The sequence below is a fragment of the Micromonospora sp. NPDC048898 genome (genome assembly GCF_043198035.1).
In the GTDB taxonomy this organism is placed as follows: Bacteria; Actinomycetota; Actinomycetes; order Mycobacteriales; family Micromonosporaceae; genus Micromonospora.
Genome location: NZ_JBICUF010000005.1, coordinates 278,277 through 300,397, shown reverse-complemented (window position 1 = coordinate 300,397; position 22,121 = coordinate 278,277). Strand labels below are relative to the sequence as shown.

Genomic DNA, 22,121 nt, shown 5'->3' with positions numbered 1-22,121 from the left:
CGGCCGCCGGCCCGGGTCATCCGGCGCTACGAGCCGGTGCCGAGCAGCCTCAGCCGCTGTGCGCCCGGTCCCGGAAGGTGGTCCGGTAGCTGTGTGGGGTGGCGCCGACCCGGCGGGTGAAGTGGTGGCGTAGCGCCGCGGCGTCGCCGAAGCCGGACTGGTCGGCGACGGCCTCCACGCTCAACGGGGTCTCTTCGAGCAGCCGTCGGGCGAGCAGCACCCGTTGGTTGGTGAGCCAGTCGTGTGGGGTGGTGCCGGTCTCGGCGCGGAACCGGCGGGCGAACGTGCGTGGTGCCATACCGGCGCGGGCGGCCAACTCCTCCACGGTGGTCGTTCGGTCCAGGTGCCCCATCAGCCACTCCAGCACCGGCTCCAGGGTGGGCGCCTCGGGCGCCTTCGGGATGGGTGCCTCGACGTACTGGGACTGGCCGCCGTCGCGGTGCGGCGGGACCACCATCCGCCGGGCCAGCCGGGTCGCGGTGGCCGAGCCGTGTTCCTGGCGGATCAGGTGCAGGCAGGCGTCGATGCCGGCGGCCGTGCCGGCGCTGGTGAGCAGCCGGCCGTCCTGGACGTAGAGCGAGTTGCAGCGCACCCGGGCGCGTGGGTGCCGGCGTTGCAGCTCGTCCACGTACCGCCAGTGGGTCGTGCACTCCCGGTCGTCGAGCAGCCCGGCCTCGCCGAGCAGGAAGGCCCCGGAGCAGACGCTGAACAGGTGCGCTCCGCGGGCGTCGGCCCGCCGTAGCGCGTCGAGCACCGGGCTGGGGACGCTGGTGCCCTGGCTGTGCGCGGGAATGGCCACCAGGTCGGCCTCGTCGACCGGGCCGAGGTCGGCGTGCGGGGTGAGGTGGAAGCCGGACGAGGTACGCACCGGAGCGCCGTCCGGGCTGCACACCTGGAAGCGGTAGCCGGGAAAACCGTCGGCGGTTCGGTCGGTGCCGAACACCTCGGCGAGCACGCCGAGCTCGAAGGGGGCGACCTGGTCGAGGGCGAGAACGGCAACGGACCGGAGCATGTGACGAGGGTAACCCCAGTGGTGGCAGTAAATCGATGCTCAGTGGCATCACTGCCACTGTCTGATCGGGGTGAGTGGTCGGAGACTGGTGTCAGTCCGGTGCGCACCGGCGGCGAAACCGACAGCAATCATGCGAAAGTGAGCGCCGCCATGGAGTTCCTGTTCTTCCTCCTGTTCCTTGTCCTGCTCGTCGCCGCCTCGGCGGCCGGCCTCACCGCCGACAGTCACGATTCGGCCGACTGGAAGCCCAGCGACGGCGGTCGCCGCTGGCGGTCACGCACCAACTGATGCGATTAGCATCATTTGCCCAGAAAATCCCGGGCGGGACCGCGCCGAAAGGTGCGGCCCCGCCGACGGAGGCCATCCGACGTACGGCAGGCTAGGAGTCATGGCTGACGGCTCCTGGTACGACGCCGACATCGACCACGTAATCATCTCGGAGGCGCAGATTCGCGAGAAGACGGCGGAGCTGGCCAAGCAGGTCTCCGCCGACTACTCCCACGTGACTGACGGCCTGCTGCTGGTGTGCGTACTCAAGGGCGCGGTGATGTTCATGGCCGACTTCGCCCGGGCGCTGGGCCGCAACGGCCCCCCGGCCGAGCTCGACTTCATGGCCATCTCCTCGTACGGCCAGGGCACCACCTCGTCCGGGGTGGTCCGCATCCTGAAGGACCTGGACCGGGACATCGCCGGTCGGCACGTGGTGGTCGTCGAGGACATCGTCGACTCCGGGCTCACGCTCTCCTGGCTGCTGCGCTACCTGGAGTCCCGCTCCGCGGCGAGCGTCGAGGTCGTCGCGCTGTTCCGCAAGCCGGACGCGGTCAAGGTGCCGGTCCCGGTCAAGTACGTCGGCTTCGACATCCCCACCGAGTTCGTCGTCGGCTACGGCCTGGACTTCGGTGAGCGCTACCGGGAGCTGCCCTACGTCGGGGTGCTCAAGCCCGAGGTCTACGCCCGCTCCTGACGCCCGCCGCGACCCTCCGGGCGGGCCCGGAGGAGCGTGAGGTCGACTCGCATCGGCACCCATCAAGCCGACGTTCAGCGCGCTCTCAGCTGTTGCGACTACCGTGGACCCGGTGGCCCGGAGGTTACTCCGCGCCCGACCCCTCTCGGCCGCTCGACCGGGCCGCCAGGTGGCCGGGCCGGACTCCCCGCCACGCCGGTTCCAGCCGGACCCGCCGTACGCGGGTCGCGGGGCTGGTGGGCCTGCCCACGGTGCGTGCCATCGATATCAAAGGTGCGCCGAGTGCGGGGCTCGCGAGCTCGCTCCTCGCGTACACGGTGTACCGTCGAATGACCGCGGCGCGGCAGTTTTGGCGCCTCGGGGGTCGAGGCCGCCCCGCATGGCAGCTCCGGCCGCCGCTCACCGCGGCGACACCAATCAGATGGTCAGGACGTCGATCAGGAGGATGCGGGCGCTCCGGCGCTCGACAACAGTATGGAACGTACGCGTTTCTTCCGCCGACCGGTGGTCTGGATCATCCTGGTCATCCTCGGCGCAGTTGTGCTCAGTCAGCTGTTCACCGCTGGTCCCAGCTACCACCGCGTGGACACTTCCGTTGCGCTCGATCAGCTCCACACCGCCAAGATCAACAAGGTGGTCTTCCAGGACAAGGAGCAGACGCTCCAACTGGACCTGGCCCAGAAGACCAAGTTCGGCAAGACCGAGACCAACAAGATCGAGGCTCAATTCCCGTACCAGGTCGGCGACGAGATCTGGAACGAGGTGCTGGACGCCAAGGCGGCCAACCGCGTCACCGGTCCGGCCGACGCCAAGGTCTCCTCGGACAGCATCTGGGTGAGCCTGCTGGTCAACCTGCTGCCGATCGCGTTGCTCGTCCTCCTGCTGCTGTTCTTCATGTCGCAGATGCAGGGCGGCGGCTCCCGGGTGCTCAACTTCGGCAAGTCCAAGGCGAAGATGATCACCAAGGACACTCCGAAGACGACCTTCGCGGACGTCGCGGGTGCCGATGAGGCCGTCGAGGAGCTGCACGAGATCAAGGACTTCCTCCAGAACCCCGCGAAGTACCAGGCTCTGGGCGCCAAGATCCCGAAGGGTGTGCTGCTGTTCGGCCCGCCCGGCACCGGCAAGACGCTGCTGGCCCGCGCGGTCGCCGGCGAGGCCGGGGTGCCGTTCTACTCGATCTCCGGCTCCGACTTCGTGGAGATGTTCGTCGGTGTCGGCGCCAGCCGGGTCCGCGACCTCTTCGAGCAGGCCAAGACCAACGCCCCGGCGATCGTCTTCGTCGACGAGATCGACGCCGTCGGCCGGCACCGTGGCGCCGGCATGGGTGGCGGTCACGACGAGCGCGAGCAGACGCTCAACCAGTTGCTCGTCGAGATGGACGGCTTCGACACCAAGGGCGGGGTCATCCTGATCGCGGCCACCAACCGGCCGGACATCCTCGACCCCGCGCTGCTGCGCCCCGGTCGGTTCGACCGGCAGATCCCGGTGGACGCCCCCGACATGGAGGGCCGCAAGGCCGTCCTGCGGGTGCACGCCAAGGGCAAGCCGTTCACCCCCGACGTCGACCTCGACGCGGTGGCACGGCGCACCCCGGGCTTCAGCGGCGCCGACCTGGCCAACGTGATCAACGAGTCCGCACTGCTCACCGCTCGCAAGGACCAGCGGGCGATCAGCAACGACTCGCTCGAAGAGTCGATCGACCGGGTGGTCGCCGGTCCGCAGCGTCGGACCCGCGTCATGAGCGACCAGGAAAAGAAGATCACCGCGTACCACGAGGGTGGGCACGCGCTTGTCGCCTGGGCGCTGCCGCACGCCGCACCGGTGCACAAGGTGACGATCCTGTCCCGTGGTCGCTCGCTGGGCCACACCCTGGTGCTCCCCACCGAAGACAAGTACACCCAGACCCGCGCCGAGATGATCGACACCCTGGCGTACGCGCTGGGCGGCCGGGCGGCCGAGGAGCTGGTCTTCCACGAGCCCACCACCGGTGCCGGCAACGACATCGAGAAGGCCACCCAACTGGCCCGCGCGATGATCACCCAGTACGGCATGAGCTCCAAGCTCGGCGCGATCAAGTACGGCACCAGCGGGGACGAGCCGTTCCTCGGCCGCAACATGGGCCACGAGCGGGACTACTCGGACTCGGTGGCCGCCGAGATCGACGGCGAGATGCGGGCACTTGTCGAGCTGGCGCACGACGAGGCCTGGGAGATCCTGGTGGAATACCGGGACGTCCTGGACAACATCGTGCTCGAGCTGATGGAGAAGGAAACCCTCTCCACGGCCGACATGGCGCGGATCTGCTCCCGGGTGGTCAAGCGCCCGCCGCTGGCGCCGTACAACGGCTTCGGCAAGCGTCAGCCCTCCACCGAGCCGCCCGTGCTCACCCCTTCGGAGAAGGACAAGCTCAAGGCGCAGGCCCAGGCCGACGGCGCGCAGGCGTCGGTCGGCGGTGGGGCACCGTCCAACAACTCGGACGGTACGCACTGAGTAACGACCCGACGGCCAGCTCCCCTCACCGGGAGCTGGCCGTCTCCGCGACCGAACCCGACGGCGACGACGAGTTGGACTACGTGGCCGCGCGGCTGATCAGTGGCAAGCTGACCGGTCGCCCGGTGGAGGACGCCGTCGACCTCGGCCGGATCGAGAAGGCCGTCCGCGAGATCCTGATCGCGGTCGGCGAGGATCCCGACCGGGACGGTCTCCAGCAGACCCCGGCCCGGGTCGCCCGCGCGTACGCCGAACTCTTCGCCGGCCTGCGCGTCGACCCGGCTCAGGTGCTCAGCACCACCTTCGAGGCCAACCACGAAGAGCTGGTGATCGTCCGGGACATCGACGTGATGAGCCTTTGTGAGCACCACCTGCTGCCGTTCCGCGGTAGCGCGCACATCGGCTACATCCCCGGCCCCGATGGGCGGATCACCGGCCTGTCCAAGTTGGCCCGACTCGTCGAGGTCTTCGCTCGCCGACCCCAGGTTCAGGAGCGGCTCACCTCGCAGGTCGCCGACCTGCTGATGAGCAAACTCGCACCACGTGGCGTCGTCGTCGTGCTGCAATGCGAACACATGTGCATGGCGATGCGCGGGATCCAGAAATCCGGTGCCCAGACCATCACGTCGGCGGTGCGCGGCATCCTGCAGACGGACTCCAAGTCCCGTGCCGAGGCGATGGCGTTGATCATCCCCCGCTGACGTTCCGATGCACGACGGCCGGCCGACCCTTTCCGGGGCGGCCGGCCACTGCGTTCCGGCCCGTCCCCGCCAGATGCGTCCCCCCTGCCGTCCCCGACGAGCCGGGCGGTTCGTCCCGGCACGTCTCCGGCGGACCGGCGGATCAGCCGGCGAGCAGGACCAGCAGCAGGCCGGCCGTTACCAGCACCGCCGGCACCAGGCACACCAGCGCGCCGAAGCGCACCGTCCGGTCCAGTCGCTCGGCGGGGCTCACGCGGAACAACCGCCCGATGCCCACCCAGCCGGCGACGAACGCGACAGCCGGCATCGGCAACCCACAGATCAACGCGGCCACACTTGCCGCTCCCACTCCTGTCGCCGCGTACACCGCAACCTGGATCAGCGGCACCACCAGCGCGAACGGTCCGTACACCAGCAGGTTGCGCATCCGCGCGGGCCAGGCCCCCGGTCGGAACCGGCGCCGCGCGGCCAGTGTCGCGTCCGCCGCCTCGGCCCGGCCCCGCGCGACCCGCAGCGCCGCCAGCACGGCCGCCGGGCCGCCCGCCATCGACCGGGACGCCTCGCTCAGCTCCGGTGGCGACGGCACCAGGGAAATCGCTGGTACGCCCAGCTCGCGCAGCCGTTCCTGTTGGCTCGCCAGCCCGGTACGGACCACCGTCAACTCCTCCCGGGCGGTCTGGGCCGACCGGGCCTGCTCACCGGCGGCGGCAGCCGCACTGCGGCGTACCCCGTCCAGTTGGCGGGCCGCGGCCAGGTATTCCGCCCAGGCCGAGCTGGGCTCGACCGTCGTCTGCGTGGCGTCCTCGCTCGCCGTGGGGACCCGCTGCCGCCCCGGCCCGGTCACCGTCGCCTTCGGACCCATCTCGACACCCCCTGCCCGCGCCACCGGATCACCCGGCCTCGTCGGCGAACGGCACCAGGACCGTGCCCCGCTCGTCCGGACCGTCCCAGAGCACCGCCCGGTCGTGCCGACCCCGCCACTCCACCGGCCGCCCGAAGACCGCGGTGAGCTGCGCGACCGGCACGTCCAGCACGACCACGGCGGCCAGCTTGTCGATCTCGCCGGCTGGTTCGAGCAGTGCGGCGAACGGCGGCACCGCACGCCACCAGCCCAGCAGGTGCCGGCCCGCCGGCGGCCCGTCCCGCAGCAGCGCACGAAGCCGGTCCACCGGCAACTCCCGTGGGCCCGGCCGGTCCAGACCGAAGACCACCAGATACGTCGGCAGGTCGTCGGCCGGATCCGCGAGCAGCGTCGGCACATCCACCAGCTCGGCCGAATGCCGGGTCGCCAGCTCCGCGGTCAACGCCTCCGCCAGCGCCCGGGCGCCCGGGTCCGGTGCCGCCACCAGGAAGCGGGCGGTGCCCGGCGCATGATGGTCTGCTGTGCTGCGAGCTGCCGTCGCCAACAGCCCGCCCGCCGCCGCATCCGATCCGAGCACCGCGAGGTTGCGGCCCGCAGCCGGCCCCAGCGGTACGGCGACCGTCGAACGGGCCACATCCACGGCGCGGCCCAGCAGGGCGGCCGGCCCGTGCGACTGCCCCGCCAACGCCGCCCGGTGCCGCGGATCGTTGCCGAGCAGAGGGCGGGCGTACCCGGCGAACACGACCGGCGGCACCGACCCGGCCGGACGGGCCTCCCACAGCTCGCGCCGAAGCCCCTCCACCACCTGCGGGTGGTCCTGCGGATCGGGGTGCCGGATCAGTCGTTCGTGACCTCGGATCGCGCCCCGGGGGCCACCGAGCCCGCCGGCAGTGTTCACCACCGCACTGCCCACCGGCAGGCCCGCGGCCGAGTCGTTCGTCGGCTCCAGCACCGGACTGCCGCCCGGCAGCGCCACCCGTACCGGAAACTGCCCGAGCACCGAATCCCGATGCCCCTTCTCCGCGCGGGCACTCAACCCCAACTCGCCCGCACCGGCCAACACCAGGTGCACGCCGTACGCCCGCCCGGCCCGAGCCAGCCCGTCCAACTGGGCGGCCACCTCGGTGGCCAGCCGGTCCCGCTCGGCGAAGAGCAGCGGCACGTTATCCAACACGCACACGATCCGGGGCAGCGGCTGATGCTGACGCAGCTCGGCGAAACGTTGGCCGCCAGCCCGCGCCCCAGCCTCCGCCCTACGCTGCACCTCGGCCGCCAACTCGTCGAGCAGGTCCCGCACGTACTCCCGATCGGCGGCCATCGCCGCCGCACGCACCTGCGGAATCCACGACCGGTCCCGCTCGGTCTGCAGAAACTCCACGAACGACTCACCGTCGCCGAGATCCACCAGGTAGAGCATCAGCTCGTCCGGGCCGTAACGGGCGGCGAGGCCCAGCATCGCGGTGGTCAGGAACGCCGCGCGACCCGCCGCGGACCGCCCACTGACCAGCCAGTGCGGGGTCAGCTCGGTGAAGCCCAGCGGCACCGACCGCCCGCCGGCATCGCCAACCGTGGTGGTCAACCCGTCCGTGGGATCCGACTCCCACAGCCGGTCACCCATTGGCGGCAGCAGAGCCGCCAACCCCAACCGCGAGCCAGCCTCCACCTGCGCGGCAAGCCGCCGACAGACCGCGTCGACCAGGTCAGCCGGCGGGTCCGACTCCACGAAGACCGGTGAGTTCAACCCGCCCGGCGGATCCGCCCCCGGACCGGCAAAGGACGACGACGGTGGGTCACCGAGCAGCGCGTACGAGTTACGCAGCGCCAGCGGTGTGCTGCGCGGCAGCGGTGCCCGAACCGCGTGCGGACCGGCCGGATGCCACCCGGCCACCATCAGGTGCAGGCCGGCGGCAGGCCCCTGCTCGGCCAGCGCCTCGATCCGCGCCAGATCGGTCGGGCCGGTCGACTCCGGCAGAGCGGCGAACACGAGCAACAGCGTGCGGTCGTGGCGGCGCCGCCCACTCGCCCCCGGAGTGACCCACTGCTCCGCCTCCGTCAGCACCGCACGCAGACCCGCCACGTCCACCGCCGGAGGCGGCAGCAGACCAGCATCAGCGAGCGCTCCGAACGGTGCCAGCGCGGCACCCGTGGCATCCACCGCGCGAACCAACAGCGCGCCCGCCGGAGTCGCGGCCACCAACCGCAGGAGTACGGCCCGGAGCAACCCGGCCACCCGTGGCTCCCGAGCGTCGGCGTCCACGCTCAGGTGACCCGTGCCGACAAGTGGCACCAACGCCGGAAAGCGGGCGTCGTCCAACGGTGCCGCCGTGCCGACCCGGACGAACGGCGGAGGGCCGTCACCCGCCGGCGAGTCCACGGTGAGGGAATCCAACGCAGCGCCCGACCAACCCGGGGCCAACCGCGCGGCGACCGCCCGAAGGCGATCGGCCAGCTCGTACTGGCGGCGCTGGTCGGCAGGGGCCGGCCGCGTCTCGTCCAGAATCCCGGCGGCAGCGGTCGCGACAGCCGCCGCCCGGCGATGCAGAGCCGCGGCGCGGTTCGTGCGTGACTTCGGACCGGCCACCGCGTCCACCCCCTCTGCCCGAGGTTGGCAACCCCTCCCGAGCAGAGACGGTATCCCAGTCAAGGCTGCTCCTCCGGGAGGTGCCACGGCGCTGCGCCGGTGATGTCGTGGATCTCACCGATGGGTAGGGGTCCGTCACGATCCGCTGGATCTGAGGCATTGGCTCCGGGCCGTCCAGCCGATAACGTCAGGAGGTGGAATCAGTGCAGCCCCCCGCCGGTTCCCAGGTCTCCCGCGTACCGGCCCAGCGGACACCACCCGAGCAACTGCCGCCCGCCCCGGGGCCGCCGGAGTCGCAGCCGCCGCGCCGCCGAATGCGCACGGTGCTCACAGTCGTCGCCGGGGTGCTCGCGCTGCTCTGCCTCGGCGGGCTCGTCACGGGCCTCGTTCTGTACCACCGCGCGTCCGCCCCGGACCGCAGCGCGCCAGACGTGGTGGTGGACAACTATCTGCGTGCATTCCTCGTCGACCGTAACGATGCGCGAGCAAACCTATTCACCTGCGAGGGCGGCGCCAACCTGGAGCCGCTTCGCTCGCTACGAGCCGACCTGCTTACCCGTGAGCAGGAACTTGACGTCACAATTCTGGTCAGCTGGGGCAGCCTTGACGTCAAGGACGAAGGTGATACGGCCTCCGTCGCGACAGTAATCCGCCGCAGCGCCACCGTCGACGGTATTCAGCAGAGCTTGACCGACACTTGGCAGTTCGACGTGAGGAAACAGGAAGACTGGCGGGTCTGTGGGGGCGTCAAAATAGGTTGACGTTATTCAATCCACAGCAGGTGGACTGGAACCTCCAACGTGGTGGGTGACTGGCCGCGCCAGGCCCAGCGGTACCACTCCACCTCCGGCGTGATCCGCACGCAGATGTCCCCCTCGGCACCGGAGTAGGTTTCGGTGACTGCTCGCAGGTCGCGATGCTCCAGACCGCCCTCGACATGCACCACCCGACGGCCGGTGAGGGCGTCGGCCTCGAAGACGGGTGTCGGGGTTCGGTGTGCGGGGCCGTCCAGCGAGACCAATCGCATGCCCGTTTCGCGGGGAGCCTCGGACTCTGGCCGGCTGCCAACAGTCTCCACCCAGACCCGTTCCACCGGCACCAGCGGCGCGAACACCTCGATCTGGTCGGCCTCGGCTCGGTACCACTCGTGCTCGGGGATCACGGGCACGTAGGTCCGGGCGCTCTGCACGACCCGGTCGTCCGCGCGGAGGTCTCCCCGCCAGCCCAACCCCGGCAGACCGACAAGCACCCGTCGCCCTCGTAGCTCCACCCGTTCGGTGGCGGGCACGACAGCCAGCGGGCGGGGTGGCCGGGGCGCCCAGTCGGGCTGGTCGGCGAACGGGTCCGGCAGCGGTCCGGTCATGCCCGCGCTGGCCTCACTCGGCGGCGCGCAGCGGGGCACCCCGCTCGCGCATGAACGGGATCGGATCGATCGCGCCGCGGCTGGACCGGTCGCCGCGCAGGTGCACCTCGAAGTGCAGGTGTGGGCCCGACGAGTTTCCGCTGCTACCGACCTGCCCGATGACCTCGCCGGCCGGCACGATCTGGTCCGGTGCGACCCGGGGGCGGACCACCATGTGGCAGTACCGGGTGATGATGCCACCAGCGTGCAGCAGGTCGACGAACCACCCGCAGCCACCCTTGCCGGGGTATCCGTCCACGTCGCAGGTCCGCCGTCCACCCTTGTCCGGATCGCAATGGGCCACCAGCACCCGCCCGGCTGCTGCGGCTCGGATCTCGATGCCCTTGGCCGCCCCGATGTCGACCCCGTTGTGGCTGGGGCGGTCGGCGGTCCGGAATCCGGAACCGACATCGCCGGGGATCGGTGCGGTCCAGCCGGAGGCGGCAATCTCGCCGCGCTCGGCCGCGTTGCACACCGCCTTGCCGTTGATCTCGACGGTGCGGGCTGCTCCGCCGGCCAGGGCGTCGACGAGCTTGCTGGCCAACTCCTCGTGCTTGGCGTACGCGTCCGGATAGGCGCTGACCTGAACCTGCTGCGCCACCACGGTCAGCGGCCGGCGTTGCCAGCTCCGCACCTTGACGAGCTTCTCGTAGAACTTGCGAGCCGTGTACGCGGGCGTCATCCGCTCCGCGATGGAACCCCACCCCGGCCGCTGCTGAAAAAGGCCGAGCGAGTCGTGGTCGGCCCCGACGCCCTCGTGCGGCAGGGCCAGCGAGGCCGGAACGTCGCTGTTCGCCAGGTTGCGCAGGGCGGACTCCTGCATCGCGGTGGCCAGGGCGATCACCCACCCTCGCGAGGGCACCCCCAGATCCTGGCCCACCTTGATGATGATCGCGGCATTGCGGACCTGTGCGTCGCCGTACTCGCTGAACCTCGGCAACTCGCCGGCGATGTCCACCGGGCGGACCGGGCCACACCCCCAACCGGCAAGGGTGTCACCGTTCTCCGCGTCGCCACCTAGCCCACTGAGGAAGAACGCCGCGGTGCCGCCGGTGCAGCAGAGCAGGAGCAGCACCCCGGTGACCATCGTGGCGATCACTCCGATGCGCAATGGCCGACGAAGGGGAGCCGCGCTCCCGGCGACGCTCATAGCCGCTCCCAATCCACCACGTCGACCAACCAGCCGTCCTTCGTGGCGACCAATTCCAGCCGAAGCCGACCGCTGTCCAGCGGCAGCAACACCTCGACGAACGTCTCGGTGCGTGCCCGCACGTCCGGTGGTCCGGTGACCTTCTCGGCCGGAACCCCGCCCGGGTCGGCGCCGGCCAGCTTTTCGGTCAGCGCTGGCGTCGACAGCGGCCGCAGGCCAGCCTGCCACTGATCGACGGCCACGCCGGGCCGGCCGATCCAGGCCGTGGCGAACCGGTCGGCGGTCTGCTCGGGTGTGCGGGCGCCCGCCGGTGTGATCGGCGACGGCGGAGCCTCGGTGGACGTCACCCCGTCGTCACCGGCCGTCGGGTCCACGGTGGTGATCGGCCGCTCCGGCCGGTTACTCAGCCCGTCCGCCGGATCGGGCGGACCCGAGACCAGGCGGGCAGCCCCGATCACACCGAAGATGAGCACTGCGATCACCAGCGCCACCCCCAGTCGGGACCGTAGCGCCCGGGTGAAGAGGAACTCCAGGGCCCGTCGCATCGCCGTCACCGGGCCTCTGAGCGCACCCGCGGTCCGGTGCGGTCTGGCGCACGCTCCGTGGAGCCTGGCCGGTAGACCACGAACGACGGGTTCTCGGCCGGCACCTCGGGTTCGGTCCAGGCCGCCGGCTGCCGACGCCGAGGCTGGGGCGGGACTTGACTTCTCCTGGCGCCGGTCTCCTCGCTGGTGGCGTCATCGGCGCGTTCCCGACCGTCCGGGCGTGCGTTGCCCGGAGGCTGGGCCTCCAGCGGTGCGGTTGGCGTCGACACGTGGTCCTCCCTGCGTGCCTCCGGGCGCAGCCGGGTCTGCTCGGCGTCCAGCGACCGACGGCGCCCACCCGCCGGCTCGGCCGTGCCGCCGGGCTCGACCACGTCGAGCCGCGCCGCGACACGCATGTCCCGGAAGAAACGACGGTGCCAGGAGCCGGCCGAGCTGACCGCCTCGCTGCTGTCCTTGCCGCCGAGCTGGGTGATCCGCCGGTACGGCCGCAGCAACAGCCAGCCGACCACCCCACAGAGCCAGACCAGCACCACCTGAAGCCAGCCGGGCAGGGTGGGCGTGCTCATGATCAGATCGACCGCAAACAGGTAGATCGCGGCCCCGGTGCCGAAGATGGCGATGTTGAAGACCGCGGCGACCACGGCGTTCGCCAAGCGCCGCAGCCCGGCGCTGGCCGGCCGGAGCAGGCCGACCGTGCCCAGGATGGGTGCCGCGATGACGGCCCACCGGAAGATCAGGAAACCCAGCAGGACCAGCAGCGACGCGGTCAGGTCGAACATGGCGAAGAGCACCGAGGCCAGCACGGCGATGAACCCCGCGCCGACCCGTTCCATGTCCCGTACTCCCTGGAGGTATTCATAGGCCTCCGGGTCCTCGGTCTGGATCTGCTGGGCCACCCGCGCCCACTGCTGTTGCTTCGCCTTGATCGTGGGTTCCCGGGTGGCTGGGTTGGCGCGCAGCTTTTCGACCTCGTCCCAGGACAGCGCCTTGGCGTCGTAGAGTGCCGGCCCATACTTGCGAGCGGTTTCGCTGTCGGCCGAGCCGAGTACTCCCCGTATCCAGTTCCGATAGAGCATGGTCTCGGTCGCGGTATCGCTGGCTCGGACGGCAGGGGTCCTGAGATCCTGGCACCGGTTAGGGTCGATGCATCGCCCGGGTGCCGGTTCCTTTGCCTGCGGGCCGACGGCGTCGTGCACCACCCCGAGACTGGTGACGAGTGCACCGTCGGCGACATTTGCTGACTTGACCGGCCAGGCGGCCAGCGCCGTGACCGCGACCATAACCAGCAGAGCCCATCCCGCAGTGGTCATCGCGTTGCTCATGTCCGACTGGCGGGAGCGCCAGAGGAGGTACAGCCCCACTACGCAAAGAGTGACGATCCCGAAGACGCTGAATACCTTCTCGTATACGGCCTTGGTTGCTTGCTCCACCAGCGGGTCGGCCCAACCCCACATCGAACCGGGATCCCAGGCACGCTCTCTGAGTGCGTTGGACGCGCCGATGATGGCCGTAGCGGCCATGAACTCGCCGTTCGCGATCGTGGTGGTGAACTTGTAGTCCGGATGAAGCACGCTCGACGCGCATCCACCCTCGATGTCGTAGGTGTTGTAGCTGTAGCCCGCGTAGCCATAGAGGCTGTACCGACCAGCTACTCCGTTCCCCGCCTCTGTTGGTGGCGCGGCGGCGAACCAGCCGGCGAGTCCGGAGTCCGGCGTACCCGGGGTCGGCGCGTTGCGGCACTTGACCTCGTCCTCGCTGACCGCCTGCAACTTGCCCACGCAGGCGCGGAAGTCGGCCTGCCATTCGGCGGTCGTGCAGAGGTCGGCGCGGGCCTGGGCGACGGGCGGTGCGGCGACTGCGACCTCCGCGCCGAGCAGCGGCCAGGTGACGGTGGCCCCGGCCAGTACGCCGAGGGCGAGCAGGAACGACCCGATCCTTGCCCAAGCCCTCGCCATGTCACGCCTCCAGGTCTGGCAGGGGAATGCTCGGCAGCACTCCGGCCGCTGCGGCGATCGCGGCGGGCGTCGTGTCGAGGTGGTCCAGCAGCCCTTCGACGTACGAGACGTCGACGCGGACCTTCTGCACTCGCCCGTCGACGTCACGCATCACGAACTCGCGGAAGCCGAGCCGGCTGGACGAGCTGGTGTCGGCGGCGGAGAGTGCGGCGAGGGTGGCTTCGTACCCGTCGTTGACCGGCACCCGCAGCAGCCGCAGCGCTTCGGAGGCGATCTCGGCGTCCTCGGCGATCCGGCCGACGAAGACTGTGGAGACCAGGTTTTGCACGTCGAGGCCGAGGATGTCTTTGGGGTTCTGCGAGGCGACCAGCGCGGCGAGGTTCCATTTGCGGGAGTCGCGGGCGAGCCGGACCAGGAAGGAGCGCCCGGATCGCCAGCCTTCCATGAAGTGGGCCTCGTCCAGGCCGACGAGTTTGCGCGACGACATCGACCCGCCGTAGCAGCGGCGGACGGCGAGCCGGTGCGCGGTGTGCAGCATCGGCAGCGCCAGCGCCTCCTCGGCCGACCAGTACTCCCGTTCGATCTTCAGGTCGGGCAACCGCAGGCCGGCCATGGTGATCACGGTGAGTGCGGCGTCGGCGCCGAGCAGCCCCTCCGGTGGCCGGCCGAAGAACAGCATCGCCAGGGGCATCTCGGCGGTGTCCAGCAGGAGGTTGGCCAACTCCTTGCCGGCGTCGTCGTCGAGACGGCCGAGGCAGCTCACCACGTCGTCCAGGGTGGACGTCTCCTCGGCGGGGACCTGGCGGACCGCGTGCCGGAACAGGGTGGCGGTCGACGCCTCCCGGGCCACCTGCGGCGGAACGAGCATCATGCAGATGTCCTGGACCAGCATCCGACGCTCGGCTCGGGCGTTGGAGACCGCGATCTCGAACTCCCGGTCACCGGCCGCGCCGGCGGCGAACTCGCTGCGCAGTGGTGTGGGAATGAGTGAGTAGGGCGCCAGGGTGCCGTGCTCCGAGCCGGTCAGGTTCAACACCCGGGAGTACGGTCGCAGCTCGGGCATCGCGCAGAGTCGGGCCAGCGGCCCGGACGGGTCGAGCAGGGTCACCTGGACACCTCTGCGGGCGGCCAGGTAGCCCAATGCGCCGAGCAGGGTCGACTTGCCACCGCCCGGTTCGGCGACGAAGACCGCGAGCCCAGAGCGTTCCCGCACCTCCATGGGGAAGTGCAGGTCGAGGAAGACCGGGCGGCGGCAGGTGCCGGCGGTCCGGCCGATCAGGTCGCCCCGCCGGTCGCCCACGTTCGAGGCGGCCTGGGGAAGCGCGGCGGCGAGCAACGGCACCGGCATGCGGCGGACGTAGCCGGTGTTGGCGATCGGCTCGCCGGGGATGAACTCGCGGGCCAGCCAGTCCTGGTTTTTCGGGTGCTGTAGGGAGATGCGCAGCTCCCGGGAGTAGAGCTGGATGAGCCGGCGGGCGCGCTCCAGACACTCTTCCCTGGTCCGGCCGCCGACGGCGATCCGGTGCCAGCCGTGTGCACGGGCCGAGTCCACCGGCAGGCCGGTGGTCATCTCGTCGCCGATCACCAGCGCGCGCTTGGCCAGCCGCTCCAGCTCCGGGGGTGCGTCGATGCCGTGCTCGGCGTAGTCGAGTTGCTGCGAGCGGATCATCCGCAGCCGGTGCTCCAGATTGCGGAAGGAGTCGCCGGAGCCGAGGATGTCGACGCGGGTGGAGATCTCCATCGGCCAGGGCAGCCGCTCGTGGAAGTGCAGCCAGGGCTCGTGCCGCTCGGGGATCTCCAGTGGCTCCATCCGGCCCACGGCGAGCACGGCGACGTGCCGTTCCTCGCCGGTCATCCGGTTGACGAGTTTCACCGTCGAGCCGTACGGGGTGCGGTAGCGCTCGACCTGTTCGGTGAGGGCGAGCAGGTCACCGCGCTCCCAGCGCCCGTCGGTGACCGGGGAGAGCGTGCCGGGCGGTGCCATGCACAGCGCCACCGAGCGGTAGAGCAGCCACTCCAACTCCTGGGCGGTGACCCGCCGGCCGCGCATGCCGAACGCGCCGAGCACCTCGTCGAACTGCTCCACGGTGCGACCCAGCTTGCGGCGTTCGCCCTCGGCGGTGCCCCGGCCGAAGGTGCGTAGCAGGCGTTCGGTGAGCGAGTCGCCGAGGGACCGCCGGGCGAAGGTGACGCCCAGGTAGGTCTGTCCCTCGGCGTGGTTGACAGCCATCAGGTGCCGCTGAGCGGCGACCAGGTGATCGGCCCAGCTGGTGGTGCCGGGCACGTCGGCGAGGGGTGCGCGGGTGTGTGCGTCGATGGTGCGCGCCCACTCGTCGGCGGGGAACGGCCGGGTGGTGCGGCGCAGGTGCAGCCGGAAGCCCGCCAGGCCGGCGTACTGCTCGGAGATGGCCGACAGCAGCGCCTCCCGCTCGGCGTCCGGCCGGAATGCCCAGCGGACCTCGGGCAGCCAATACCAGGCGGTGACGGTGTTGGGGGTGAAGGTCAGGTGGCCGGCGATCTCGGTGATGGCCAGCTCGACCGACGGGTCCCGATCCCCGAATTTGATCTTCGGGGCGCGGACCCGGGTTGGCTTGGTCGGTCGGTCCGGTCGGCTGGCGGCCCGCTGCCGGGGCGGGGCGATCTCCCGCCCGCTCGGCTCGGTGCCGGAGCCCCCGGGTCGGTCCGATTCGGTGGCGCGGCGTCCCGTGCCCTCCAGCGCCGGCCGGTCCGTGCGACCGATGCTGGGCGGCTGCTCGGCCGGGGCCGGTTGAGCTGCCGGTCGGCCGGACTGGGGTGCTGGCCGGCTGAGTGGCGCGGCCGTGGAACGGCTGCCCGGCGTGGTGCTCGCCGGGCCGCTGACCGGACCGGTGGCTGCCGGTGGTCTGACCGGTCCGGTGGTTGCCGGTGGCGTGGTGGTGGCGGGGTCGGGCTCATCCGATGGCCGGAGCATCGGCAGCCGATCGCCGGCCTGATGCGGCACCCGGGACTCACTGGCCGGGTGACCGCCGCCGTGTCGTGGCTCGACGGACCGGCGGCCGCTGCGGGGCTGGTCGTCGGGCGTCCACGGTGGTTCGAGCTCGGGAACCGGGCGGGCCGGTGCCGGGCTGGCCGTCGGCGGCTGGGCTGGGATCGCCTGCTGCTCCCGGGTGCTCGGGCCGGCCGGCAGGGCTCGCGCGGCGTTGGGCCGTGCCCCGCCGAACAGGTCCAGGAAGGGGGAGTCGATGTCGGCGTTCTCGCCGGCCGAGACCGCACTGGGCTCGGCGGGTGGTGTCCGGCGGGGGACCGGCCGGGGTGCCTGGAACACCCCCACCGCACCGTGGCCGGGCGACGTCACCAGCGCGGGGTCGAGCGCCACCTCGTCCTCGTCTTCGGCGTAGTCGAAGGATTGCGCACGGTGACCGGCCGGAACGGCCGAGTGGCCGGCCGGGGGACCCGGCGTGGACGAGCGACTCATGCGACAGCCCTCGAACCTGGCGGAAGGCTCCTGGGGCCTGTGTCATCAGGACTGGCCGGCCTGCGGCGGGCCCGGACGACGACCGGCGGCGTTGCGGTTTCGTCCGGATGCAACACCGGTATCCGGACGAAACCGCGCCGTGCCGGATCGCCGCCCGGACTCCGCCTCGGCTCGACCGCCCTTATCAAACAGGCCCTGCCCGCGTCGCGCCACGGACCGATCGGTGTACGCCCGGTCATGCCAGCTCCTCCCGGATCCTGATCCGGCTGCCGACCAGGCGCGGGTCGCGCTGCTCGATCGCCGGCTCCCGAGTGCGTCGCCAGTCGGTCAGCGCGGTGCGGATGACCACCCGCGCCGGCCGGTCGGGGTCGACGTGCCGGAAGATGAACGACGTGGTCACGATGGCGAGCGCGATCTCCCAGGCCGGGAAGAGCTCGACCGTCAACGTGAACAGCCAGTGGATGAACATGTAGAGGGGAACCAGCAGCATGAAGAGCCCGTACTGGGCGTAGGGCAGGTGGACCGGAAGGGTGTAACCGGGCGGCCCGAGGTAGACCAGGCGGGCCCGGTAGATGTCGTCGTCGGTGCGCAGCCGCATCTGGTGAACGCGCCTATTCGAAGATCAGGTCGATCAGGTAATCGCCGACGAAGAAGAGTGTTGCCGCGCCGGCGATGAAGGCGAGCCCGACGATCGCGATCGCGGAGCTGGTCAGCACCTTGGAGATCTCACCCCGACTGGCCCGGCCGATGAAGATGACGCCCAGGACGGCCAGCAGGATCGGCGCGATCTTGCTGGCGAAGAAGGTGACCACACTGTTGGTGTCGATCCCCTTCGGTGCCGGCTCGGCGAGCGGAGTCGACGCCAGGGTGGAGAGCGCGTGGGCGACGCCGGACGACGCCGTCTCCATGAGCTCGAAGGCGATCACTGGAACCTCCCCATAGCGCGGCCGGCGGTGCCGCGGCGGTGCAAAAGGTGAGCCTGGCGGAAATCTGCTCCACAGGGCGCAGCGTTCTTGACCCTGCGTTCGTTACTCACCACGTAGCGTGGCGAGGTTTGGGCGGATTTTCCCCGCTTCGGCCCTCCCTCCAAGCTTCGCCATCTCGATGCTGGCCGATTCCAAAGCGTACGGGCCGCCCCGGATTGCGACAAGCCGCGAAGAGGCTGCCCGATGCTGCCCGGATGACCGATCGTACACCTGTTCTAATGCGCACGTCAGGGTTGGTCGGGGGAGCCGACCCGGGTCGAGTGGCGCCGCCGCCGCGACCGGTACCGTCTAGTCGTGACCGATCTGGTGCGGGCCTCGGGCCCGGTGGTGATGGGCGTCCTCAACGTCACACCGGACTCCTTCTCCGACGGCGGACGGTACGCCGACCTCGAATCGGCCGTCGGACACGGCGTCCGTCTGCGCGACGCCGGTGCACACCTGGTCGACATCGGCGGTGAGTCGACCCGGCCGGGTGCCGAGCGGATCGACGCCGCGACCGAGGTGGCCCGGGTGTTGCCGGTCATCCGCGAGCTGACCGCCGCCGGGGTGGTGGTCAGCATCGACACCAGCCGCGCACGGGTGGCGGAGGCCGCCCTGTCCGCCGGGGCGGCGGTGGTCAACGACGTCTCCGGTGGGTTGGCCGATCCGGACATGGCCCGCGTGGTTCGCGACGCGCACTGTCCCTGGGTGTTGATGCACTGGCGGGGCCACTCCCGCGCGATGCGCGAGCTGGCCCACTACACCGACGTGGTGGCCGACGTCCGGGCCGAGCTGGCCCAACGGATCGACGCGGCGCTGGCCGCCGGGGTGGCCGCTGATCGGATCATCGTCGACCCGGGGCTGGGTTTCGCCAAGACCGCCGCGCACAACTGGGAACTCAGCGCCCGTCTGCCGGAGCTGCTGGAACTCGGCTGTCCGCTGCTCTTCGGGGCCAGCCGCAAGTCGTACCTCGGCGGTTTGCTCGCGGCCCCGGACGGCACCCCCCGACCGACCGCCCAGCGGGAGGCGGCCACGGTGGCCACCAGCGTGCTGGCGGTCGCCGCGGGAGCCTGGGGCGTCCGCGTGCACGACGTGCGGGCCACCGCCGACGCCCTCGCGGTCTGGGTCGCGACCGGCAGCCCGCGCCTGGCCGTGCCGTCGCACGACAAGGAGCGGGCACGACACGATCACGAGCAGGAGGTACGGCGATGACGACCGACCGGATCCACCTGACCGGCCTGCGGGCCCACGGCCGACACGGGGTGTACGACTTCGAGCGGGCCCAGGGACAGGACTTCGTCGTCGACGCCGTCCTCGAAATGGACCTGGCTCCGGCGGCGGCCAGCGACGACGTCTCCGACACCGTCCACTACGGCGAGTTGGCCGAACGCCTGGTCGCGGTGGTGACCGGCGAGCCGGTGAACCTCATCGAGACCCTGGCCGATCGACTCCTCGCGGTCTGCCTGGCCGACGAGCGGGTGGGCACCGCCACGATCACCGTGCACAAGCCGGAGGCCCCGGTGCCGCACACCTTCACCGACGTGGCCGTCACCATGACCCGGACGCGGGCCCAGTGACCAGGGCGGTGCTGTCGCTCGGCAGCAACCTGGGCGACCGGTTGGGCCACCTGCGCACGGCGGTCACCTCGTTCGGCGACGCCGTACTCGTGCTCTCCGGGGTGTACGAGACTCCACCGTGGGGCGACGCCGACCAGCCCGCGTACCTCAACGCGGTGCTGCTCGCCCAGGACGCGAGCGCGACCCCGCGCGACTGGCTGGAGCGGGCTCGCGGCGCGGAGCGCGCGGCCGGCCGGGTGCGTGACCCGCGGCGACGGTTCGGGCCGCGCACCCTCGACGTGGACGTGATCGCGGTCTGGGGCGACGACGACGAGCCGGTGCTCAGCGACGACGAGGAGCTGACCCTGCCGCACCCCCGGGCGCACCTGCGCGCCTTCGTGCTGCGGCCGTGGATTGACATCCAGCCGTACGGTCGGCTGCCCGGTCACGGCTGGTTGACCGACCTGCTCACCACCGGCCCCGCGGCCGCCGACGCGCTGGAACTGCGTCCCCGGCCGGAGTTGGCGTTAGAGTCGACGTCATGACCGAGCGGAGTCGGCCGGCATGACGCAGGCGAAGTCCCCACCACCGGGCGGGTCCGACCCGGACCGGTCCCGGATGGGCCCCACCCGGATCTCGACCCTGGTCGTGGCCGCCCTGGCCGCGGCGGCGGTGGCCTGGCTGCTGATCAGCTCCCTCTACTACAGCGGCATCCCCCGGCTGCCCTGGCTGCCGGTGGTGACGCTGGCCGGGCTGGCGGTGCTGGAGGCGTACGCCGCGATCAACACCCGGGGCCGGATCGAGCGCAAGCCCGGCCGGGACCCGGTCAACCCACTGCTGGTTGCCCGTTTCGTGGTGTTGGCCAAGGCGTCGGCGCTGGCCGCGGCCATCTTCGCCGGCTTCTACGCGGGGCTCGCCGGCTGGCTCTTCCTGGAGACCACCCGCGCCGCCCTGGACGATCGGCCGGCCGCGGGCGGGGGCCTGCTCGCCTCGCTGGCTCTGGTGGGTGCCGCGCTGTGGTTGGAGCGCTCCTGCCGGGTGCCGGAACCCCCGGACGACGAACGCGAGCAGGACCCACGGGAGAGTCGTCCCGGCCAGCGCTGAGCAGGGGGTTACGCCCGGCTCCGGGCGCGGGTACGGTGCCTGCGATCGGAGAGCAAGGGCCGCCCACGGTCCGTCCGCGCGCCGGACCGGGGACGGCCGGGCCACTGGGGAGGCGGCGTCATGGGGTACGAAGAAGCGGGCCGGGACCGCTCGGCCGAGCCCTCGTCCGGGGTGCCCGCCGCCGTTCTGGAGAACGTCTTCGACGACCCCACCCACGGTGAGCCCGGCCGGGACCGGGTCGGCGTGCAGCTGGGCTGGGAGTTCGTGCTGCTGGCTGGGCTGGCGGCCCTGGGCTGGCTGCTCTGGCGGGAGGACCAGGCCGCCCTGCGCGCCGACAACCTGCGCACGTTGCTCGTCGACGCGGTCGGGTTGGGGTTGCTCGCCCTGGCTGCCGGGCTGAGCCTGCGTACCGCGGCACCGAACCTGGCCGTCGGGCCGGTCGCGGTCGCCACCGCCCTGCACTACGCCGAGCAGGGTGATCGGGGCCTGCCGGCGTCGGTCGGTCCGGCCGTGGCGGTCGCCGCGCTGGGTGGGCTCGCGTTGGCGCTGGTCGTGGTGGTGCTGCACGTGCCGGCGTGGGCCGCCAGCCTGGCCGGTGCGGCCGGTGTGGTGGTGTTCATCGAGCGCCGTTCGGCGCCCGTGCTGGTGCAGGGCGACTACGACCCGGGGCGCAGCGCCGGATACCTCTTCGCCGGCTTCGCGGCGGTGGCCATCCTCGGCGGGCTGTTCGGCGCGATCCGGGCGATCCGCCGGCTGGTCGGCCGGTATCGGCCGGTCGCCGATCCGGCCCGCCGGCGGGGCGCGGTCGCCGCCGTGGTCGCCGGGGCCGCGCTTGTCGGCTCCACCGTGTTTGCCGCCCTCGCCGGTGTGCTGATCGCCGCCAACAGCCCTGGGTCGGCCGCGGGCCCCGGATCGGTCGCGCCCACCTCGGGGCTGGACTGGACGGTCCTGGCGATCGGGGTGACCCTGCTCGGCGGCACCAGCGCGTACGGCCGTCGGGGCGGTGTGTTCGGCATTGTGCTGGCGGTCAGCCTGGTCACCGTCTTCCAGGCGTACGCGCCGGAACGGGGCTGGACGCTGAGCACCTGGGCGGTCGGCGGCGCCGTGTTGGGTGCCGGGCTGCTGGTCACCCGGCTGGTCGAGACGTTCGGTCGACCCCGACCCGGCAGCACCGACAAACCCGAACCGCTCGCCGACGGCACGATCAGCACGGGTTGGACCATGCCGCAGTCGCAGTCGGTCGACAACTGGCCTCCGACGCTGCCGACGCCGGCCGCGCCGCAACCGGTCGACCCGTGGCGGGATCCGCGCTGGGAGGACAACCGGCGTCGGTGGGACGCCGACGAGCGGTGACCACGGTGGCGTCCGCCGAGCCGG

20 protein-coding genes are annotated in these 22,121 nt (G+C 71.5%); 10 read left to right on the top strand and 10 right to left on the bottom strand.

Features of this window, described 5'->3' with window-relative positions; all coding sequences use genetic code 11:
• Window positions 1–49: 49 nt before the first annotated feature.
• Window positions 50–1,012 carry a GlxA family transcriptional regulator gene (locus tag ACGFIQ_RS17095; RefSeq protein ID WP_393244519.1) on the bottom strand — a complete coding sequence of 321 codons (963 nt, stop codon included), beginning with the start codon at window positions 1,010–1,012 and terminating at the stop codon, window positions 50–52.
• A gap of 138 nt (window positions 1,013–1,150) precedes the next feature.
• Here ACGFIQ_RS17095 and ACGFIQ_RS17090 point away from each other — a divergent pair, with 138 nt between their 5' ends.
• From ACGFIQ_RS17090 to folE, 4 genes are all read left to right on the top strand, one after another.
• Window positions 1,151–1,300, top strand: coding sequence for a hypothetical protein (locus ACGFIQ_RS17090; RefSeq protein ID WP_393244741.1), 150 nt, complete (start codon window positions 1,151–1,153; stop codon window positions 1,298–1,300).
• A gap of 100 nt (window positions 1,301–1,400) precedes the next feature.
• Window positions 1,401–1,976, top strand: coding sequence for a hypoxanthine phosphoribosyltransferase (gene hpt / locus ACGFIQ_RS17085; RefSeq protein ID WP_179781302.1), 576 nt, complete (start codon window positions 1,401–1,403; stop codon window positions 1,974–1,976).
• Between the two features lie 474 nt (window positions 1,977–2,450).
• Complete coding sequence (ftsH, locus tag ACGFIQ_RS17080; protein WP_393244517.1) at window positions 2,451–4,469, top strand: ATP-dependent zinc metalloprotease FtsH; 2,019 nt, start codon at window positions 2,451–2,453, stop codon at window positions 4,467–4,469.
• A gap of 35 nt (window positions 4,470–4,504) precedes the next feature.
• Window positions 4,505–5,170 carry a GTP cyclohydrolase I FolE gene (gene folE / locus ACGFIQ_RS17075; RefSeq protein WP_393244726.1) on the top strand — a complete coding sequence of 222 codons (666 nt, stop codon included), beginning with the start codon at window positions 4,505–4,507 and terminating at the stop codon, window positions 5,168–5,170.
• Window positions 5,171–5,312: 142 nt separating this feature from the next.
• Here folE and ACGFIQ_RS17070 read toward each other — a convergent pair whose 3' ends face one another.
• Window positions 5,313–6,032 carry a hypothetical protein gene (locus ACGFIQ_RS17070; RefSeq protein WP_393244515.1) on the bottom strand — a complete coding sequence of 240 codons (720 nt, stop codon included), beginning with the start codon at window positions 6,030–6,032 and terminating at the stop codon, window positions 5,313–5,315.
• Window positions 6,033–6,060: 28 nt separating this feature from the next.
• The gene (locus ACGFIQ_RS17065) at window positions 6,061–8,622 is read right to left on the bottom strand and encodes an FtsK/SpoIIIE domain-containing protein (RefSeq protein WP_393244513.1); all 2,562 of its coding nucleotides are present in this window, start codon (window positions 8,620–8,622) and stop codon (window positions 6,061–6,063) included.
• 194 nt (window positions 8,623–8,816) lie between these two features.
• On the opposite strand from ACGFIQ_RS17065, the gene ACGFIQ_RS17060 reads away from it, so the two are divergent.
• The gene (locus tag ACGFIQ_RS17060) at window positions 8,817–9,374 is read left to right on the top strand and encodes a hypothetical protein (RefSeq protein WP_393244724.1); all 558 of its coding nucleotides are present in this window, start codon (window positions 8,817–8,819) and stop codon (window positions 9,372–9,374) included.
• A gap of 2 nt (window positions 9,375–9,376) precedes the next feature.
• Here the strand turns inward: ACGFIQ_RS17060 and ACGFIQ_RS17055 are convergent, their stop codons facing one another.
• The 7 genes from ACGFIQ_RS17055 to ACGFIQ_RS17025 form a co-directional block, all read right to left on the bottom strand.
• Window positions 9,377–9,976, bottom strand: coding sequence for a hypothetical protein (locus ACGFIQ_RS17055; protein WP_393244511.1), 600 nt, complete (start codon window positions 9,974–9,976; stop codon window positions 9,377–9,379).
• Window positions 9,977–9,989: 13 nt separating this feature from the next.
• Window positions 9,990–11,165 (bottom strand): M23 family metallopeptidase, encoded by a 1,176-nt coding sequence (locus tag ACGFIQ_RS17050; RefSeq protein WP_393244509.1) that lies wholly within the window; start codon window positions 11,163–11,165, stop codon window positions 9,990–9,992.
• Complete coding sequence (locus tag ACGFIQ_RS17045) at window positions 11,162–11,719, bottom strand: hypothetical protein (protein WP_393244507.1); 558 nt, start codon at window positions 11,717–11,719, stop codon at window positions 11,162–11,164. The genes ACGFIQ_RS17050 and ACGFIQ_RS17045 overlap by 4 nt, the downstream gene beginning before the upstream one ends.
• Window positions 11,716–13,665: an MFS transporter gene (locus tag ACGFIQ_RS17040; protein ID WP_393244505.1), complete on the bottom strand. Its 1,950-nt coding sequence runs from the start codon at window positions 13,663–13,665 to the stop codon at window positions 11,716–11,718. Before ACGFIQ_RS17040 ends, ACGFIQ_RS17045 begins: the two co-directional genes overlap by 4 nt.
• Before the next feature lies 1 nt (window position 13,666).
• Window positions 13,667–17,119, bottom strand: coding sequence for an ATP-binding protein (locus ACGFIQ_RS17035; RefSeq protein ID WP_393244503.1), 3,453 nt, complete (start codon window positions 17,117–17,119; stop codon window positions 13,667–13,669).
• Between the two features lie 235 nt (window positions 17,120–17,354).
• Window positions 17,355–17,717, bottom strand: a complete 363-nt coding sequence (locus tag ACGFIQ_RS17030) for a hypothetical protein (RefSeq protein WP_007466101.1) — start codon at window positions 17,715–17,717, stop codon at window positions 17,355–17,357.
• A gap of 13 nt (window positions 17,718–17,730) precedes the next feature.
• Entirely contained in the window at window positions 17,731–18,045 is a 315-nt protein-coding gene (locus ACGFIQ_RS17025; protein ID WP_074315118.1) for a hypothetical protein, read from the bottom strand.
• 354 nt (window positions 18,046–18,399) lie between these two features.
• Here ACGFIQ_RS17025 and folP point away from each other — a divergent pair, with 354 nt between their 5' ends.
• The 5 genes from folP to ACGFIQ_RS17000 all read left to right on the top strand — a co-directional run bounded on the left by folP (window position 18,400) and on the right by ACGFIQ_RS17000 (window position 22,097).
• Window positions 18,400–19,296: a dihydropteroate synthase gene (folP, locus tag ACGFIQ_RS17020; RefSeq protein ID WP_393244501.1), complete on the top strand. Its 897-nt coding sequence runs from the start codon at window positions 18,400–18,402 to the stop codon at window positions 19,294–19,296.
• Complete coding sequence (folB, locus tag ACGFIQ_RS17015; protein ID WP_393244499.1) at window positions 19,293–19,661, top strand: dihydroneopterin aldolase; 369 nt, start codon at window positions 19,293–19,295, stop codon at window positions 19,659–19,661. The genes folP and folB overlap by 4 nt, the downstream gene beginning before the upstream one ends.
• A complete protein-coding gene (gene folK, locus ACGFIQ_RS17010) occupies window positions 19,658–20,185 on the top strand; it encodes a 2-amino-4-hydroxy-6-hydroxymethyldihydropteridine diphosphokinase (protein ID WP_393244497.1) in 528 nt (175 codons plus the stop codon). The genes folB and folK overlap by 4 nt, the downstream gene beginning before the upstream one ends.
• A 19-nt stretch (window positions 20,186–20,204) precedes the next feature.
• Complete coding sequence (locus ACGFIQ_RS17005) at window positions 20,205–20,744, top strand: DUF3180 domain-containing protein (RefSeq protein ID WP_393244495.1); 540 nt, start codon at window positions 20,205–20,207, stop codon at window positions 20,742–20,744.
• A 120-nt stretch (window positions 20,745–20,864) separates the two neighbouring features.
• The gene (locus ACGFIQ_RS17000) at window positions 20,865–22,097 is read left to right on the top strand and encodes an ABC transporter permease (protein ID WP_393244493.1); all 1,233 of its coding nucleotides are present in this window, start codon (window positions 20,865–20,867) and stop codon (window positions 22,095–22,097) included.
• Window positions 22,098–22,121: the final 24 nt, after the last annotated feature.

Bases quoted from the DNA above. Each gene is read 5' to 3' on its own strand.
- ACGFIQ_RS17095 (WP_393244519.1), bottom strand. From the start codon at position 1,012: ATGCTCCGGTCCGTTGCCGTTCTCGCCCTCGACCAGGTCGCCCCCTTC.
- hpt (WP_179781302.1), top strand. From the start codon at position 1,401: ATGGCTGACGGCTCCTGGTACGACGCCGACATCGACCACGTAATCATC.
- ftsH (WP_393244517.1), top strand. From the start codon at position 2,451: ATGGAACGTACGCGTTTCTTCCGCCGACCGGTGGTCTGGATCATCCTG.
- ACGFIQ_RS17070 (WP_393244515.1), bottom strand. From the start codon at position 6,032: ATGGGTCCGAAGGCGACGGTGACCGGGCCGGGGCGGCAGCGGGTCCCC.
- ACGFIQ_RS17055 (WP_393244511.1), bottom strand. From the start codon at position 9,976: ATGACCGGACCGCTGCCGGACCCGTTCGCCGACCAGCCCGACTGGGCG.
- ACGFIQ_RS17050 (WP_393244509.1), bottom strand. From the start codon at position 11,165: ATGAGCGTCGCCGGGAGCGCGGCTCCCCTTCGTCGGCCATTGCGCATC.
- ACGFIQ_RS17040 (WP_393244505.1), bottom strand. From the start codon at position 13,665: ATGGCGAGGGCTTGGGCAAGGATCGGGTCGTTCCTGCTCGCCCTCGGC.
- ACGFIQ_RS17035 (WP_393244503.1), bottom strand. From the start codon at position 17,119: ATGAGTCGCTCGTCCACGCCGGGTCCCCCGGCCGGCCACTCGGCCGTT.
- ACGFIQ_RS17030 (WP_007466101.1), bottom strand. From the start codon at position 17,717: ATGCGGCTGCGCACCGACGACGACATCTACCGGGCCCGCCTGGTCTAC.
- folB (WP_393244499.1), top strand. From the start codon at position 19,293: ATGACGACCGACCGGATCCACCTGACCGGCCTGCGGGCCCACGGCCGA.
- ACGFIQ_RS17005 (WP_393244495.1), top strand. From the start codon at position 20,205: ATGACGCAGGCGAAGTCCCCACCACCGGGCGGGTCCGACCCGGACCGG.
- ACGFIQ_RS17000 (WP_393244493.1), top strand. From the start codon at position 20,865: ATGGGGTACGAAGAAGCGGGCCGGGACCGCTCGGCCGAGCCCTCGTCC.